This is a genomic window from Micromonospora pisi, assembly GCF_003633685.1.
Taxonomy (GTDB): domain Bacteria; phylum Actinomycetota; class Actinomycetes; order Mycobacteriales; family Micromonosporaceae; genus Micromonospora_G; species Micromonospora_G pisi.
Map to the genome: position 1 here is coordinate 4,358,955 of NZ_RBKT01000001.1, position 14,453 is coordinate 4,373,407.

Here is a 14,453-nt window from a genome sequence, read left to right on the forward strand (position 1 = left end):
TCACCCGAGCGCACCGTCACCCATTCGCCCGGACGTGCCGGTGGAACTTCGGCACCCGCATGCTCACCTTCGTACCCGATCCCAGCCCCGTCTCGACGACCAGGCCGAACCCGTCCCCGAACGCCGACCGGAGCCGCTCATCCACATTGGAAAGACCCACGTGCTGACCCGAGTCGTCGGAACTGTCCCGGGCCGCCTCGGCGATCCCGGCCGCGAGTACCGCCGGGTCCATCCCCACCCCGTCATCCTCCACCGTGATGTGACACTCGGCCCCGGCGTCACGAGCCTCGATGCTTACCATGCCGAGTCCCGGCTTACGGGACAAGCCGTGCCGGACCGCGTTCTCGACCAGAGGCTGTAGACAGAGGAACGGCAGCGTCACCGGCAACACCTCGGGCGCGATCTGCAACCGCACCTGGAGCCGATCACCGAACCGGGCCCGCTCGATCGTCAGGTAACGGTCGATCGACCGCAACTCCTCCGCGAGCGTGGTGAACTCACCGTGCGCCCGGAACGAGTACCGGGTGAACTCGGCGAACTCCAGGATCAGCTCACGCGCCCGCTCCGGATCCGTACGTACGAACGACCCGATCGCGGTCAACGCGTTGTAGATGAAGTGCGGGCTGATCTGTGCCCGTAGCGCCCGTACCTCGGCCCGCGCCAGCCGCTCCCGCGACGAGTCGAGTTCGGCGAGCGCGAGCTGCGCACTCGCCCAGTGCGCCGTTTCCAGCGTGGCCTGCACCAGGCCCGGTGCCGGCTGGTCGTCGGCGACCGCGACCAGCACCCCGACCGCCTTCCCGTCCGAGCCGATCAACGGCGCGACCACCGCACCTCGTACCGGGCAGTCGACCCGGTCGCAGCGCAACTCCGACTCACCGAGCACCGTCGACCGGTTCACCGCGACCGCCCGCTCCGCGGCAGCCACGAACTGGGCGCCATGGTGGCTGCCCCGACCGTCGATCGCCAGCACCTCGACCTCGTCGACCAGCGCCAGGCCGGCTGCACCGACCAGGGCACGCAGGTGCCGTACCGCCTTTGCCGCACTCGCCGCCGACAGCCCGGCCCGCAACGGCTCGGCGGCGAGCCCGGCGGTGTGCAACACGTCGTACGTCGCCAACTGGCTTGCCGTGGCGATCCCCCGGCGGGCACGTAACCGCAGCACAGCGAAGAGCGCCGCGCCGAGCGCGCTCACCAACGCCACGACCGCGAGCACAGCAGACATGTTCGGTCCCACGGAAAGAGAACCTAGCCCGGCCGACGGCAAGCAGGGGAAAGCGAACGTCCCTCCGGATGGCCCGGTGGAGCCGTAAGTCCGTCCTAACCGTCACCAAAGTCGCGAGTCGACCGAGCGCCGCCGCGCCGTCTGGAGCCGAGGACGACGAGGCGAAGCCTTCGTCGCCCGCAGGCGAAGACGGCGCATGGGGCGGCGCGAAGCGGAGCGAGCCGCGTCGGCGCAGCCGACGCATCAAGCAGGAGCCGACGCCAGCTAGTAAGCACCCTTGCGGGCCAGGACCACACCGATGGTGCGCCAGAGGATGCTGAGGTCGTAGGCGAGCGACCAGTTGTCGACGTAGTAGAGGTCGAGTCGGACCGCTTCGTCCCAGGAGAGGTCGGAGCGGCCGGAGACCTGCCAGAGGCCGGTCATGCCGGGGCGGACGAGCAGTCGGCGTCGTACGTCGCCGAGGAAGTCGCCGTCGTCGGCGGGCAGCGGGCGGGGGCCGACCAGGGACATCTCGCCCTTGAGCACGTTGATCAGCTGGGGGAGTTCGTCGAGCGAACTGGCGCGGAGGAAGCGACCGACGGGGAAGACCCGGGGATCTTCCTTGATCTTGAAGAGCATGCCGTCGGTTTCGTTCTGGTCCACCAGGCCGGCGAGGCGGTCCTCGGCGTCCACGTACATGGTGCGGAACTTCCAGACCCGGAACGTGCGGCCCTCGTGGCCGACCCGGGGCTGGCGGAAGAAGACCGGTCCGGGGTCGGAGATCCGGATCGCGAGCGCGATGGCGATGAAGAGCGGGGAGAGCATCAGCAGACCAAGCCCGGCCGCGACCCGGTCGAGCAGGTTCTTCGCCAGCAGCGCCGGACCGGAGAGGGTGGGCTCCTCGACGTGCAGCAGCGGCAGACCCTCGATCGGCCGGATGTGCACCCGGGGACCGGCGATGTCGGTGAGCTGCGGGGCGACGACCAGGTCGATACCGGAACCTTCGAGTTGCCAGGCGAGCCGGCGCAGTTCGCCCGGTTCCCAGCTCGCCGAGCCACAGACCGCGATGGTGTCGCCGGCCACCTCGCGGACCAGCGACAGGACGTCCCGTCCGGCGTAGATCGGCACCGGCGTGTCGATCCCCCGGGCGGCGGCGTAACCGTCGGTGAGGTGGATGGCGACCGGAATCAGGCCGGCGGCCGGGCTGCGGGTGACCGCGGTGTAGACCTCCAACGCTTCCGGCAGGGTGCCGACCAGCACCATCCGGTGCGCGGCGTGACCGCTGCGCCGACGCATCGTGTGCAGCACGGAACGGGCCAGCAACCGGAGAATCAGAATGAATACCAGCGCAGTGATCAACGCGGTGGCGACGGAGAGACGGGACGGCTTGGTGACGGTGGCGAAGGCGATGAAGGAGACGCTCGCCGCGACCACCACGCTGGCCCGTACGACCCGTTTGAACTCCTCGGTGCCGATGCCGAGATAGCGCCGGTCGTAGGCCCGGTTGCCCCAGAGTGCCAGCAGCCAGCCGAGCGGCAGCAGCAGATAGGTCACCGTGTGGAACAACCTGGGGTCGCCGAACCCGGCGGTGGCCTTCTCGAACAGCTCGATCGAGACCCAGCTCGCCAGCGCGGCCGCGGCGAAGTCCAGTACGAGCAGGATCAGGGTGTACGGGCGGTGCCACCGGGACACCCGCCGGCTGACCTTGGCCCAGGCGGACCGGGGTACGCCATTCGGTGGCGGAGTGGTCGGCAGCTGGATTTCGAAGCTGTCGACGTGTCGTACCGGGCCATTCCGGCCAGTGCCAGTTACCGGGCGCTGGAGGCTTGTCGTCACCTCACCTACGTCCTCCCGTGTGACACGTGCCGCCCATTTGCCGAAAGGGCTCGGGTCGCCCACCGTCTCAGTCTCCCACGCAGGCCCCGGTAGGGGCGTCGACCGGAGGGACATTACGCCTCATCGGCGTGCGATGAGAGCGAGCCGGCCCGGCGCGATAAGAGCCTCGGACCGGGTCACTATACCGATGGATGGCGTCCTCACCAGATCTGTCAGATGGAGATTTCATCTCCACCTGGGCGGTTTGTACCCACAGCCAATTGTCGGTCACCTAACGCACAAGTCGGGATAGTCGGCGGTCGGCGAGGGGCTTGCCTCCGGTCTGGCAACTCGGGCAGTACTGCAGGCTCGAATCAGCGAAGGAGACCTCACGCACCGTGTCGCCGCAGACCGGGCAGGGAAGCCCGGCGCGGCCGTGCACCCGCAGCCCGGAGCGCTTCTCTCCCTTCAGTTCGGCGGCCCGTTGTCCCACCGACCGCGCCACCGCGTCCCCGAGCACCTGACGGGTCGCGGTGTGCAGGGTGGCGAACTGGCCGTCGGTGAGCCGGTCGGTGATCGCGAACGGGGAGAGCTGGGCCATGTGCAGGATCTCGTCCGAGTAGGCGTTGCCCACCCCGGAAATGATCTCCTGGTCGGTGATCACGCCCTTGACCTGCCCGCGTCGGGAACGTAACCGTTCGCTGAAGAGTGGAAGGTCGGCGGCGAGCGCGTCCGGGCCGAGTCGGGCCACCCCGGGCACCTGCACCGGGTCGGTGACCAGGTACGCGGCGAGCTTCTTCTGCGTACCGGCCTCGGTCAGGTCGAAGCCGGAGCTGTCGTCGAGTCGTACCCGTACCGCGATCGGGCCCTTGCCGGGCTTGAGGGGGGCGGTCGAGGGGAACGCCTCCCGGTAGTGCAGCCAGCCGGCCCGGGCGAGGTGGACCACCAGGTGCAGGCCGCCGTCGAAGCGGACGTCGAGAAACTTGCCGTACCGGCCGGCACCGATCACCGGGCGACCGGTCGCGGCAGTGGGCGCGGGGTCGTACGTCTTCAGGGCGCTGATGGCGGCGATCTCCAGCCGCTCCACCCGGCGTCCCACCGCACGCTCGCGCAGGTAGGCGCCGAGCGCCTCTACCTCAGGCAGTTCGGGCACGTCACTAACGGTAGCCTCTAGTCGCGTGAAGGTGGTCGTTGCGCACAACCGGTATCGCGAAGCCCAGCCGTCCGGCGAGAACACCATGGTCGATCTGGAGATCGCGCAGCTCACTGCGGCCGGGGTCGAGGTCGTCCCCTTCCTGCGAAGCTCGGACGAGATCCCGGCGATGTCGAAGGGCGCGAAGGCGCTGCTGCCGATCTCGCCGATCTACGCGCCACAGGCGCAGCGGGACCTGAGCCGGCTGATCGAGACGCACCGGCCGGACGTGTTGCATCTGCACAACCCGTACCCGTTGCTCTCGCCCTGGGTGGTGCGGACCGCGCACCAGCACGGCGTGCCGGTGGTGCAGACGGTGCACAACTACCGACAGGTCTGCTCTTCCGGGCTGTACTTCCGGGATAAGGGTATTTGTCATGATTGTCGCGGTCGGGCGCTCGGCGTGCCGGCGATCGTGCACCGCTGCTACCGGGGATCACGGGTGCAGAGCGCGCTGATGGCGACCACGCTCGCCGTACACCGGCCGACCTGGCGCTCGGTCGACCGCTTCATCGCGCTCACCTCCGCCGTCGCCGACCACCTACGCGAGTACGGCATTGCCGACGACCGGATCGTGATCAAACCCAACGCGATCCCCGACCCCGGCGAGCCGGCCCCGCTGGGCGAAGGCTTCCTCTTCTACGGCCGGCTCTCCCCCGAGAAGGGGCTCGGCCTGCTGCTCGACGCGTGGCGGCAACACCCAGAGGGCACACTCGGGCCGCTGCGGATCGCCGGCGACGGGGAACTGCGGCCACTCGCCGAGGCAGCCGCCCGGGAACGCTCCGACGTCGAGTACCTCGGGCCGTTGGACCGGCCCGGGGTCTGGGCGGCGGTCCGCTCCACCGCCGTCGTCGTAGCGGTCCCCACCTGGCACGACGTACTGCCGACGGTGGTGATCGAGGCGCTCGCCGCAGGCCGGCCGGTGCTCGGTACGGCGCTCGGCGGCGTGCCGTACCTGATCGGCATGGACCACCCGGCGGGTGCGGCGGGCTGGGTGGTGCCGCCGGACCCGGCCGCGCTCGCCGCGGCGCTCCCCACCGCGCGCGCCGGTGCGGCGGCGCTCTCCCCGCTCGCCCGCGCCCGCTACGAACACACCTTCCGCCCCGAGGTCGTCACCACCCAACTCCTCGCCACCTACGCCTCCCTAACCACCCCCTGACCCTGCCTCGCCCCTCCCCCTCCCCGCCCCTCGGCGATCTAGGGCAAATCCCTGCGCGTTGATCTCCAGGGACAACCAATTGCCCTAGATCGGCGGAGGGTGGGGGCGGGGAGGGAGGCGGGGGTGGGGGGTTAGTGGAGGGAGGCGCGGGCGGAGAAGGCGATGCTGGCGAGGAGGAAACCGCCGTTGATCAGGGTGAAGGCGGCAATGAGCCAGATGGTCGCGGCCGGGACGAGGAGCAGGACCAGGGCGGCCACGAAGATCACCGCGCCGTAGTCGCGGATCAGCTTCACCACCCGGACCGGCAGGCTGGTGGAGCTGACCATGCTGGCGTGGTTCGGGCCGGCCTGCATCACCGAGGTGACCAGGTTGACCATCCAGGTGCCGGCGAACGCCGCGATCAGCCAGACCGGGGTGCTCGGGCGTTGCGCCACCGCGGTCGCACCGAGCGCTGACACCAGCGCGATCTGCGACGCCACGTCGGCGAGGATGTCCACCCGGGCGCCGGCCGGACTGCCCCGCCCGGTCACCCGGGCGAGCTGCCCGTCGGCGCAGTCCAGGGAGTACGCCACCTGCCAGCAGACCAGCGCGATCAGCCCGACCACCCAGGCCGGTACGTCTCCGTCGGCCACCGGCCCGGCGAGTGCCACCACGGCGATCGAGGCGGACAGACCGAGGGCCAGGTTGCCCAGGGTCAACGCGGTCGGGCTTAGCCCGAACCGGTGCCCGGCCAGCGCGAAGGCGGCGCCGAGGCGCTGGCTGAGCGCCTCGCTGAACAGGCCACCGCCCCGGTTCACCCGGTAGAAGTCGGCGGCGGTCGGACGGGACAGCTCAGCTGAGGTGGTCGCGGAGTGCATCGGCGTAGTCTGCCAGCCGCTCACGGATCGCGGTCGGAGTCAGGGCGAGGTGTTCCAGGATCGTGTAGCGGTCCGGCCGGGTGCGCGGCGCGTACGTCACCGCCTCGGCGAACTGCTCGACCGTGAGCCCCAGATCCGCCGGGGTGGTGGCGAGCCCGTGCCGGTGCAGGCAGGTGGCGAGCTGGCCGAACCGTTCCGGGTCGCCGCGCAGGAAGGTGCAGAACAGGGCGCCGAGCCCGACCTGCTCGCCGTGCGACCCGGTGCCGGGGTAGAGCGTGTCGATGGCGTGCGAGATCTCGTGGCAACTGCCGCTGGCCGGCCGGCTCGAACCGCAGACCGACATCGAGATGCCACCGAGGATCAACGCCTCGGCCAGGGCGGTGAGGAAACCATCGTCGGTGATCTTGCCGGGGTGGTTGACCAGTGCCTCCGCACCGGTACGGGCCAATGTCACGGCGAGCCCGTCGATCGGCTCGGCGCGTGCGACGTGGGCCAGTTCCCAGTCGGCGACCGCGTTGATGTTGCTGACCGCGTCACCGATGCCGGCCTGGGTCTGCCGGTCCGGCCCGTTCTCGACGAAGTCGAGGTCGACCACGATCGCGATCGGGATGTGCACTCCGTACGAGCCGCGTCGCCCCTCGTGGTCGAGTGAGGCGACCGGGGAGGCGATCCCGTCGTTGGCCAGGCTGGTAGCCACGGTCACCATCGGAATGGCGTAGCGGGTGGCGGCGTACTTGGCGGTGTCGATTGTCTTGCCGCCGCCGATGCCGACCACGGCGTCGTACGACCGGGCGTGCAGTTTGTCGCCGAGTTCGAGGGCGGCGTCGAGGGTGCCACCGGCGACGGTGAAGACGTCGGCGGAGCCGAGGGTGGGGCGGATCAGCTCGACGATCCGTTCGCCCTGTCCCGGGCCGACCACGACCGCCACGTCGCCACCGGCGGAGATCCGCCGGTCGGCGAGGAGTGGGCCGAGGTCGGCGACGGCGCCACGGCGCACCTCGATGACCAGCGGTGTGTTGACCGTACGGGCGAGCAGCGGCATGTGGTCGCCCTACCTGTCCGAGGTGGGGTCCTGGGTGCCGTCCTGCGGCGCCCACTGCCAACTGGTGATCTCCCGTGCCCGGGTCAGGTCGGCGTGGTTGTCGACCTCGACCCACTCCACGTCACCGATCGGGGTGCCGCGTACCTCTCCGCCCCGGATCGCGTACTCCTGGTAGCCGTCCTCGTAGTAGAGGTTCGGGTCCCGGCGCCAGGTGGCCTCCAGCGCGTCGGCCAGCGCGGGGGCGGCCGAGGCCTCGATCAGGGTGGCGCCGATGTACTCCCCGTACGCGTCCGACGGGTCCATCAGCTTGGTGATCTTCGTGAGTTGCCCGTCCGCGTCGAAGATCGTCTTCATCTCCTCGTCGGCCAGCTTCTTGACGTCGTCGATGGCGAGCAGGATGCCCGGACCACGGTTGGCGAGCAGGGTGTGCTCCACGCTCACCGGGTGCACGGTGTCACCGTTGACCAGCAGCGCGCCCCGGGCGAAGTGGTCCCGGGCCAGCCAGAGCGAGTACGCGTTGTTCCACTCCTCGGCCTTGTCGTTGTGCACCAGGGTGAGCTTGACCCCGTGCCGCTCCTCCAGCGCCGACTGCCGCTTCTCCACCTCGGCGGCGGCGTAGCCGACCACCACGACGACCTCGGTCAGCCCGACCTCGGCGAGGTTGTGCAGCGCGATATCGAGGATGGTTGTCCCGCCGTCGACCGGGATGAGCGCCTTCGGCAGGGTGTCGGTGTACGGGCGCAACCGGCGCCCCGCCCCTGCGGCAAGCACCAAACCGATCATTGCGTGACTCTCCTTGACTGTGTTGACAATCGAACACCTGGGTTAATGACTACCGAACGGAGGATAGCGCCGGGGGACAGAACGGCGGTTTCCAGCCGGTCCGGGCGCCCCTCGGCGGGCGGGGTTCAGAGGCCGATCGCGTGTAGCGCGGCGAAGCCGTCCTCGGCGATCCGGCGGATCAGCCCGTCGTTGACGTCGCGGTGCTCGTCCAGCACACCGATCTCGTGCTCCCCCAGCCAGCGGAACTCGGTGTGTTTGCCCTCCTCCAGCCGGGGCCGGGAGAGATCACCGTCGACCCGGACCAGGAAGTCGGTCTCCACCCGGGTGAGGCCGTCGTCGGGGATGTAGGTGTACTCGCCCACCAGGCCGAGCACGATCGAGACGGTCCAGCCGGTCTCCTCGGTCACCTCCCGGTACAGCGCGTCCTCGATCCCCTCACCGGGTTCGACGTGGCCGCCGACGATGTCCCAGGTGTCGGGGAAGAGCTTGCGCTGCGGGGACCGGCGCTGGAAGAAGATCCGACCGTCGTCGTCGACGATCAGGGCTCCGGCGCACCGGAGGGGCTCGGTGGGCACGGGTCGAGACTAGTCCCGGACGGCACCACCCGGGGTGTCCGCAGGTCCGCTGCCGGACGTGGGCTGGGACGCCGGACAACCCGTTTTCCAGGATTCGGACATCGTCGTGCCGCCGCCGTAGCGGGCGGCAGCACCCGTACGCTGGGTAGTCATGACTGCCGAGCAGCTGATCTCTTTTGCCCGTGGCGCGCCGTCGCTGGACATCATCGATATCGAGGGGCTGAAGGCCGCGGCCGTACGCGCGCTGGACGCGGACCCGGCGGGCGTGACCGCCTACGGTACGTCGTTGGGCTACCCGCCCTTGCGCGAGTGGATCGCGAAGAAGCATGGCGTCGCGGTGGACCAGGTGCTGGTGACCAATGGTTCGTTGCAGGCCGACGCGTTCCTCTTCGAGCACCTGGTCCAGCCCGGCGACGCGGTGGTGGTGGAGCGGCCGACGTACGACCGGACCCTGCTGAATCTTCAGGCGCAGGGTGGCGATCTGCACTCGGTGACGATCCACCCGGACGGTCTCGACACCGACGAGCTCGGCAAGCTGCTCGAGTCGGGGGTACGCCCGAAGCTGGCGCACATCATCCCGAACTACCAGAACCCGGCCGGGGTGACCCTCTCGCTGGAGAAGCGGCGGGCGCTGCTCGCCCTGGCCGTCGAGTACGGCTTCACGATCTTCGAGGACGACCCGTACGCGGACATCCGGTTCCGGGGCGAGAAGCTGCCGTCGATGCTCTCCCTCGACGAGCACGGTGTGGTGGTGCACGCGTCCAGCTTCACCAAGACGGTCTGCCCGGGGGTCCGGGTCGGCTACCTGGTCGGGCCGGCGGCGCTGATCGCTGAGATCGCCAAGAAGGCCACCAACCTGTACATCTCGCCGGGGATGTTCGCCCAGGCGACGGTCTACCAGTTCTGTGTCTCCGGTGACATCGACCGGTCGATCGCGAAGGTCAGCTCGGCTCTGGGTGAGCGTTCCCGGCTGCTGGCGGAGGCGTTGCGCGCGCAGATCCCGGGTGTCCGGTTCTACGAGCCGGACGGGGGTTACTTCCTCTGGATCGAGTTGCCGCCGGACGTTCTGGTCGACCGGCTGGCGCCGGCTGCCGCCGAGCGGGGCGTCGCCGTGGTGAAGGGAAGCGACTTCCTGGTGGAGGGCGGGCACCACGCGCTCCGGTTGGCCTACTCGGCGGTCACGGCCGACCAGGTCGAAGAGGGTGTACGCCGGCTGGCTGCCGCCGTCGACGAGGTGCGTGGCCAGCGCTGACGGTTCGCGTGGGCGAGAACCGCGAGAACAGGGACCGTCGAGGGAAAAACTGTCGGATATCCGACAAAAGGTCGTCGTTACCGGTCCGGGGGTCCCGCCGGACCGGTAAACGGCTCACAATGCTGCGAGCGCCTGTCATGTTTCGACCCGGCCCAAACGATCACTCTGCCTGCGCGGAGCCGGCCTGGTCATCCTGACGGGACTCCAAATGCATAGCCCCCCGCCCCCAAAGGTGCCGGGTGGGCCGACCGCACTCTACCCCCCGACGCGGTCGGTCCACCCGGCGCCGACCCCTGGCCAGGTCGGCATCAGGCGGCTCGCGGCGTAACCTCCGAAGCCGCGAATCGACAACGACGGAGGGGGGCGGGCCACCCATGGCAGAGCGACTCGATCAGGACGGGGCGGGTGTCGACGGGCGGCTTCGGGTCCGCCCACGCTCCTGGATAGCGCCGGTCCGAGCGATGGGACGAAGGCTGAACGCCGACCCCGCCCACCCCGGTTCGCCGGCCCCCGGAGTGACCCGGACCGGGGTGGTGGACTGCGGGCTCTACGTCGACGGGGTGCGGCAGCCCGGCGACTGGGACTACGCCTCCGCCTTCGCCGCGGCAGAGGAACAGGCCGCCGACGGCAGGTCGTCCTTCGTCTGGCTCGGCCTGCACGAACCGGCGCAGACCGAGATGGCCGGCATCGCGGAGACGTACGGGCTGCACGAACTGGCGGTGGAGGACGCGGTCAAGGCCGAGCAGCGGCCGAAGCTGGAGCGGTTCGGCGAGGTCAGCTTCCTGGTACTCCGTACCGCCCGCTACGTCGAGCACGGTGAACTGACCGAGACCTCCGAGGTGGTCGAGACCGGCCAGGTGATGCTCTTCATCGGCCCCCGCTTCGTGATCAGCGTGCGGCACGGTGACGCCTGCCGGCTCGCTGCGGTCCGGGCCGACCTGGAGGGCAAGAAGGAGCTGCTGGCGCAGGGGCCGTGGGCGGTGGCGTACGCCGTCACCGACCGGGTGGTCGACCTCTACATGGAGGTGGCCGACCAGGTCGAGGTCGACCTGGACACCCTGGAGGCGCAGGTCTTCTCGCTCAAGGCACACGGCCGGATCCAGCGGATCTACCAGATGAAGCGCGAACTGGTCGAGTTCAAGCGGGCCGTGGTGCCACTGCAACGCCCGCTGATGATGCTGACCGGCACGGTCAACCGGGACGTACCCAAGGAGGTACGTCGCTACTTCCGGGACGTCCAGGACCATTTGACCCGCACCGTGGAACAGGTCAACTCCTACGACGACCTGCTCAACTCGATCCTGCAGGCGCGGCTCGCCCAGGTGACCGTCGACCAGAACAACGACATGCGCAAGATCGCTGCCTGGGCCGGTATCGCCGCCGTCTGGACCGCGATCGCCGGCATCTACGGCATGAACTTCACCCACATGCCGGAGACCCAGTGGAAGTACGGCTACCCGGTGGTGCTCGCCGTGATGCTCGCCATCTCGCTGGTGTTGTACCGCTGGTTCCGGCGCAACCGCTGGCTCTGACGACCTTCTCGGTCAGCTACGGCTTCCGCTCGACGAGTTGCTCGCGGTGCCGAGCAGCCCGTCGGGCTTCGCCCCGGCCTTCGCCGGCGACTTGGCGCCGTCGGTCCCCGTCCCGGCGCCGCTGGAGATCTTCTCGGCGATCGGTGTGGCCCGGTCCCGTACCTTGTCGATCGTCACCGGCTTCGGCTTCGAGACGCTCGCCGGCGGCTCGCCGGACGGCTGGGTAGCGCCGTCGCCGGACGTACCCGAACCACCGGCGACCTTGCCGTCCTCGCGGGCCATCATCGTCGAGCTCGCCGGCTCGTACGCCTCCCACGGTTCCTGACGGCGACGGCGCATCGCCACCGCGCCGACCGCTCCGGCCACCGCCCCGGCGGCGAGTACGCCGGTCAGGATCGACCAACGCCGACGGGCACGCATCGACTTACGCTTGTTCTTTGGCATCGTCTTCATCATCTTCTTCGACTCCGTGACGTTTCTGGACCCTTTGTGACCAGCGGCCGTACCCGTCTGACGGGCCCCGGCGAGTGCGGCCATGGCGAGCGGTGCGACCGCGGTCATGGTCACTCCCCAGCCGTGGCTGGCAGTCTGCGCAACCCTCGCGGCGGTCGGTGAGAGGTAGTCGCGGGCGGCCTGTACCTGTGGGCCGACCCGGCCCTCGACGCCCGCCCGGGCATGGCCCGCGGCTTGCCTGATGTGACCGAAGCCCTCACCCAGCTCCGCACGTACGAGCTGGCTGTGCGACTTACGGCGCCCGAATCCAAACACCGGTCTCCACCTCCTCGGGTTGTTCCCCCGTCATCCTGCACCTTTGGGTGCCTCCGCACGCCCGGAACGGGCACATGGGAGGATCCGCAAGGAAACTGACCCGTGCCTGCCGGCCTGCGTCCCCCGGCCGGCAAGTCCACGACGATCGAGGAGTACCCCGTGGCCGAGGCCATTTACGCCACCCTGCAGACCAACGCCGGTCCGATCCGGCTCGAACTTTTCCCGAACCACGCGCCGAAGACGGTGCGCAACTTCGTCGAGCTCGCCGAGGGCACGAAGGAGTACACCGACCCGCGCACCGGGCAGCCGGGCAGCGGGCCGTACTACGACGGCACCATCTCGCACCGGGTGATCAGCGGCTTCATGATCCAGATGGGTGACCCGACCGGCACCGGCCGTGGCGGCCCGGGCTTCAACTTCGGTGACGAGTTCCACCCGGAGCTGCGGTTCGACCGTCCGTACCTGCTGGCGATGGCGAACGCCGGGCCGGGCACCAACGGTTCGCAGTTCTTCATCACGGTCGGCCCGACCCCGCACCTGAACAACCGCCACACCATCTTCGGCCAGGTTGCCGACGAGGACTCGGCCAAGGTCGTCGACTCGATCGCGAACACCCCGACCGGCCCCGGCGACCGCCCGGTGCAGGACGTCGTGATCGAGCGGGTCCAGATCGAGCGTATCGGCGCCTGACCGACCGCCGAGGTAACCTTTGCCTGCATGAGCGGAAGCACCATGAGTGCAGCGAGGTGGCGGGCGTTGACGGAGTGCAGTGAGGTGGCCGCGTGAGCGAGTCGCCCCCGACGACCCCGGTCTGCTACCGCCATCCGGGTCGGGAGACCTGGGTCCGCTGTACCCGGTGTGACCGGCCCATCTGCCCCGACTGCATGCGCGAGGCATCGGTCGGGCACCAGTGCCCAGAGTGTGTGTCGGAGGGTCGACGCAGCGTGCGGCCGGCGCGTACCGCCTTCGGTGGCGGTGCCGCCGGCCGAGCTGGGTACGTCACCAGGACCCTGATCGGCATCAACGTACTGGTGATGCTGATCTCGGTCGCCCTGGCCGGCGGCGGCAACTCACTGGCCGGCGGTTCCGGCCTCGGCGGCCTCCTCGGCGGCGGCACCCCGCTCACCCGGTGGGGCTCGGTGCTGGGCTACGCGCCGTACGTCAACTTCGGCCCGGTGCACGGGGTGGCGGCGGGCGAGTACTACCGCCTCTTCACGGCCATGTTCCTGCACTACGGCATCATCCACCTGCTGCTGAACATGTGGGCGCTCTGGATGCTCGGCCGGACCCTGGAGGCGACCCTCGGACCACTGCGCTTCCTGGCGCTGTACCTGGTCGCGGGGCTCGGCGGAAACGTGGCCGCCTATCTCTTCTCGGCGCCGAACGCGCAGACGGTGGGGGCGTCGACCGCCATCTTCGGTCTCTTCGCGGCGCTCTTCATCATCATGCGCCGGTTGGGCCGGGACACCTCGGCGGTGGTGCCCGTCCTCGTGGTCAACCTGGTCTTCACCTTCGCGGTGCCGGGCATCTCGATCGCCGGCCACCTCGGCGGGCTGGTCCTCGGTGCCCTGATGGCACTGGTGCTCGCCTACGCCCCCCGGATACGACGCTCGGTGTTCCAGAGCGCCGGCACCGCGGTGCTGCTGGTCGCGTTGATCGGGCTGACCGTGCTCCGAACGGCACTGCTGATCGGCTGAGCCCGGCCGGTCAGTCCTGTTCCGGACGGTCGGCGGGGTGCGGGCCGGCATGGAACCGGGCCGCGCGTAGCGCCTCGGCCACCTCGCCCGGATCGGCGTCGAGGTCGTACCGGCTGAAGAAGTGCAGCGAGTCACCCGCGTCGAGTTCCAGGATCGCCGTACGCAGACCGAAGCGTGGCCGGTCGTCCACGGCGATCCGTTCGATCTCCGCCCAGTCCAGGTGCCGTCGGCCGGCGAAGCCCCGGACCACGGTCACGCCGGTCGGGTCGAGCGCGAGACGCACCGGGGCGACGAGGTCGCGTACCGCCCAGCCGAGCAGCCCTGCGGCGGCGAGCACGGCCGCCCCGATCGGGACCGGGTCGCCCGCGCCGAGCAGCAGACCCAGCCCGACCAGGACCACCGCGCCGACTACCTTGACCACCGGCAGGGCCGGCCGGACCCGCCAGCGGGGCGGGGTGACGAACGGGTCGGGCTGCGCGCTCTGCTCAGGGTGCACCGGTCCAGGATGCCAGCCCGGACCACCGGGGCGCCCGGTACGCCCGCGTACGATCGAGGCAGGCTAAGTTACCGGGGAGTTCAG

The 14,453-nt window shown here is 69.9% G+C and carries 14 protein-coding genes; 5 read left to right on the forward strand and 9 right to left on the reverse strand.

Annotated features, from left to right (window positions below; translation table 11 throughout):
* Positions 1-16: 16 nt before the first annotated feature.
* The 3 genes from BDK92_RS18525 to BDK92_RS18535 form a co-directional block, all read right to left on the reverse strand.
* A complete protein-coding gene (locus tag BDK92_RS18525; protein WP_121157838.1) occupies positions 17-1,234 on the reverse strand; it encodes a sensor histidine kinase in 1,218 nt (405 codons plus the stop codon).
* Between the two features lie 252 nt (positions 1,235-1,486).
* Positions 1,487-3,037, reverse strand: coding sequence for a sugar transferase (locus tag BDK92_RS18530; protein ID WP_246017113.1), 1,551 nt, complete (start codon positions 3,035-3,037; stop codon positions 1,487-1,489).
* 271 nt (positions 3,038-3,308) lie between these two features.
* Entirely contained in the window at positions 3,309-4,169 is an 861-nt protein-coding gene (locus BDK92_RS18535) for an Fpg/Nei family DNA glycosylase (RefSeq protein WP_121157840.1), read from the reverse strand.
* A 25-nt stretch (positions 4,170-4,194) separates the two neighbouring features.
* Here BDK92_RS18535 and BDK92_RS18540 point away from each other — a divergent pair, with 25 nt between their 5' ends.
* Positions 4,195-5,367, forward strand: coding sequence for a glycosyltransferase family 4 protein (locus BDK92_RS18540; protein WP_121157841.1), 1,173 nt, complete (start codon positions 4,195-4,197; stop codon positions 5,365-5,367).
* A gap of 131 nt (positions 5,368-5,498) precedes the next feature.
* Here the strand turns inward: BDK92_RS18540 and BDK92_RS18545 are convergent, their stop codons facing one another.
* The 4 genes from BDK92_RS18545 to BDK92_RS18560 form a co-directional block, all read right to left on the reverse strand.
* Entirely contained in the window at positions 5,499-6,224 is a 726-nt protein-coding gene (locus tag BDK92_RS18545) for a CDP-alcohol phosphatidyltransferase family protein (RefSeq protein WP_121157842.1), read from the reverse strand.
* Complete coding sequence (locus tag BDK92_RS18550; RefSeq protein WP_121157843.1) at positions 6,199-7,266, reverse strand: iron-containing alcohol dehydrogenase family protein; 1,068 nt, start codon at positions 7,264-7,266, stop codon at positions 6,199-6,201. The genes BDK92_RS18545 and BDK92_RS18550 overlap by 26 nt, the downstream gene beginning before the upstream one ends.
* Positions 7,267-7,275: 9 nt before the next feature.
* Positions 7,276-8,049 (reverse strand): phosphocholine cytidylyltransferase family protein, encoded by a 774-nt coding sequence (locus BDK92_RS18555; RefSeq protein ID WP_121157844.1) that lies wholly within the window; start codon positions 8,047-8,049, stop codon positions 7,276-7,278.
* 125 nt (positions 8,050-8,174) lie between these two features.
* A complete protein-coding gene (locus tag BDK92_RS18560; protein WP_121157845.1) occupies positions 8,175-8,624 on the reverse strand; it encodes an NUDIX hydrolase in 450 nt (149 codons plus the stop codon).
* A 151-nt stretch (positions 8,625-8,775) separates the two neighbouring features.
* Between BDK92_RS18560 and BDK92_RS18565 the strand changes: the two genes are divergently transcribed.
* Together BDK92_RS18565 and corA are read left to right on the forward strand one after the other, a co-directional pair.
* The gene (locus BDK92_RS18565) at positions 8,776-9,876 is read left to right on the forward strand and encodes an aminotransferase-like domain-containing protein (protein ID WP_121157846.1); all 1,101 of its coding nucleotides are present in this window, start codon (positions 8,776-8,778) and stop codon (positions 9,874-9,876) included.
* Between the two features lie 374 nt (positions 9,877-10,250).
* Complete coding sequence (corA, locus tag BDK92_RS18570) at positions 10,251-11,408, forward strand: magnesium/cobalt transporter CorA (RefSeq protein WP_121157847.1); 1,158 nt, start codon at positions 10,251-10,253, stop codon at positions 11,406-11,408.
* Positions 11,409-11,420: 12 nt separating this feature from the next.
* Here the strand turns inward: corA and BDK92_RS18575 are convergent, their stop codons facing one another.
* Positions 11,421-12,176 carry a hypothetical protein gene (locus BDK92_RS18575; RefSeq protein WP_121157848.1) on the reverse strand — a complete coding sequence of 252 codons (756 nt, stop codon included), beginning with the start codon at positions 12,174-12,176 and terminating at the stop codon, positions 11,421-11,423.
* Between the two features lie 159 nt (positions 12,177-12,335).
* Between BDK92_RS18575 and BDK92_RS18580 the strand changes: the two genes are divergently transcribed.
* The gene (locus BDK92_RS18580) at positions 12,336-12,866 is read left to right on the forward strand and encodes a peptidylprolyl isomerase (RefSeq protein WP_121162367.1); all 531 of its coding nucleotides are present in this window, start codon (positions 12,336-12,338) and stop codon (positions 12,864-12,866) included.
* 92 nt (positions 12,867-12,958) lie between these two features.
* A complete protein-coding gene (locus BDK92_RS18585; protein ID WP_121157849.1) occupies positions 12,959-13,873 on the forward strand; it encodes a rhomboid family intramembrane serine protease in 915 nt (304 codons plus the stop codon).
* A 10-nt stretch (positions 13,874-13,883) separates the two neighbouring features.
* Here BDK92_RS18585 and BDK92_RS18590 read toward each other — a convergent pair whose 3' ends face one another.
* Positions 13,884-14,369 (reverse strand): PH domain-containing protein, encoded by a 486-nt coding sequence (locus BDK92_RS18590; protein ID WP_121157850.1) that lies wholly within the window; start codon positions 14,367-14,369, stop codon positions 13,884-13,886.
* Positions 14,370-14,453 lie beyond the last annotated feature (84 nt).

Bases quoted from the DNA above. Each gene is read 5' to 3' on its own strand.
- BDK92_RS18545 (WP_121157842.1), bottom strand. From the start codon at position 6,224: ATGCACTCCGCGACCACCTCAGCTGAGCTGTCCCGTCCGACCGCCGCC.
- BDK92_RS18550 (WP_121157843.1), bottom strand. From the start codon at position 7,266: ATGCCGCTGCTCGCCCGTACGGTCAACACACCGCTGGTCATCGAGGTG.
- BDK92_RS18555 (WP_121157844.1), bottom strand. From the start codon at position 8,049: ATGATCGGTTTGGTGCTTGCCGCAGGGGCGGGGCGCCGGTTGCGCCCG.
- BDK92_RS18565 (WP_121157846.1), top strand. From the start codon at position 8,776: ATGACTGCCGAGCAGCTGATCTCTTTTGCCCGTGGCGCGCCGTCGCTG.
- corA (WP_121157847.1), top strand. From the start codon at position 10,251: ATGGCAGAGCGACTCGATCAGGACGGGGCGGGTGTCGACGGGCGGCTT.